This window comes from Cognatundibacterium jejuense (assembly GCF_014284255.1).
Taxonomy (GTDB): domain Bacteria; phylum Pseudomonadota; class Gammaproteobacteria; order Burkholderiales; family Burkholderiaceae_D; genus Undibacterium; species Undibacterium jejuense.
This window is the reverse complement of the sequence record NZ_JACOFV010000034.1, coordinates 3,255-4,697: the sequence shown is the minus strand read 5'-3', so window position 1 is coordinate 4,697 and position 1,443 is coordinate 3,255. Positions and strand designations below refer to the sequence as shown.

At 43.6% G+C, this 1,443-nt stretch carries 1 pseudogene; it reads right to left on the bottom strand.

Features of this window, described 5'->3' with window-relative positions:
* Positions 1 to 821 precede the first annotated feature (821 nt).
* Positions 822 to 1,443 (bottom strand): annotated as a pseudogene (locus H8K32_RS19800) (DUF927 domain-containing protein); the annotation flags it as partial.

The following is a 1,443-nucleotide window of genomic DNA, read 5'->3' as shown; positions in this document are numbered from 1 at the left end:
GGGGGAAGACGAATAATGTCTTGAAACCCGCATGAATAAAGGACTTTTCATTTTTAAAAATCAAAGATACCGTCATAGATACCGTCAAAAAGTTTTTCTTATCTCTTTGTTGTTATTAATGCACTATATTCTTTAAACCCCCCTGGGGTAGTTTTTACTCTCCATAAATTCCCAGCTAAGCTAACGGTTTCCATTCAAAAAGCTTTCTACTTTTTACCTCCCCCCCACCCTCAAAACCTGCGCGTATAAAAAAAGAGTTATAAGGCCGGTCTTCGCGAGGGCATCTCTAGAGATGAAACCCACCCTACCTGCGTGTGACCACAGGTTATAGATTCCAATAGAAAATGCATTGCCTTCCCTTTGAAGGCCAAAGCTAGCACTGGTGCAGCCTTGCAAGACCTTTCCCCTTGTAATGCACGTGATTGCTATATTTAGGTGAAACCTATATTTGATGCAGCTTTCAGGGTGTTTTCAGTCTGAAAGCCTTACGTGGTGCAGCTTCACCAAAATTCCAGAAATGAAGGCTAAACGAGATATGAAGTAGGGATGTCTATATTTTTAGGTGTACCGGTGTACCACGACATGTAAATACGCCTATAACCCGCATGAATGCTAGTTCTACGTGGTACACACATGAGGTGTACCACGACTATTTTAATGTGTACCGGTGTACCAACTCCCAGTTAAAAGAATGTTCCCGAGATAGCTTCATGACCTGACTTGGTATTGAATTAGACGACAAAAGCCATTTTTCCGCGCGAAGGGAAATCCTCCCCTAACCACCACAGGCCGCGCCGCGATTGCTACGCACAAACTTTTATCTATATAGTACTTAGCTTGTCACTGACTATCTTGTAGTAACGACCCTGATTACCAGCAAACCGTTCCTTGACGCTGTTCTTACCTTCATTGTCTTTCTCAAACACTCCCAACTCTGTCATCTTCGACGCTACAACCCGTGAGTCATAGCCCTTGCAGACTTCATCTTTAAAGACATTAGGAAACAGGAAGTATTCAATTTTTGCATCATCAATTTCGTCAGGATGCATCTTGTCGCCATATTCTTTGTGCCAGTCCGTATTGTTCTTAATTGACTTACCTGCCTTGGTAATGATGCGTTTAAATCCCGCCCGATTGAGTGTCTTTGGTGTGTGATCATCCATTACTCTATGCCCCCAAGCAAAACGCGAATCACCATTTATTTGAATAAAATCAGGTAATAAAGACAGCATCTTGTCATGCTCGATGTCACCCGCTGTACCTCGGCTTGACAGCCAATCATCAAAACATGTCTTTGCCGCTTCTGTCGCTTCACCATCAGCCCAGCCAGTGACTCCGGCAGCAGTCGCCAATTCACCACCAACTGCGACCAAAGAAAAGAACTCTGATACTCGTTTGACTTGCCCATGTGCATTAGTGGGGCAAAGCTTATTATTCGTGTCA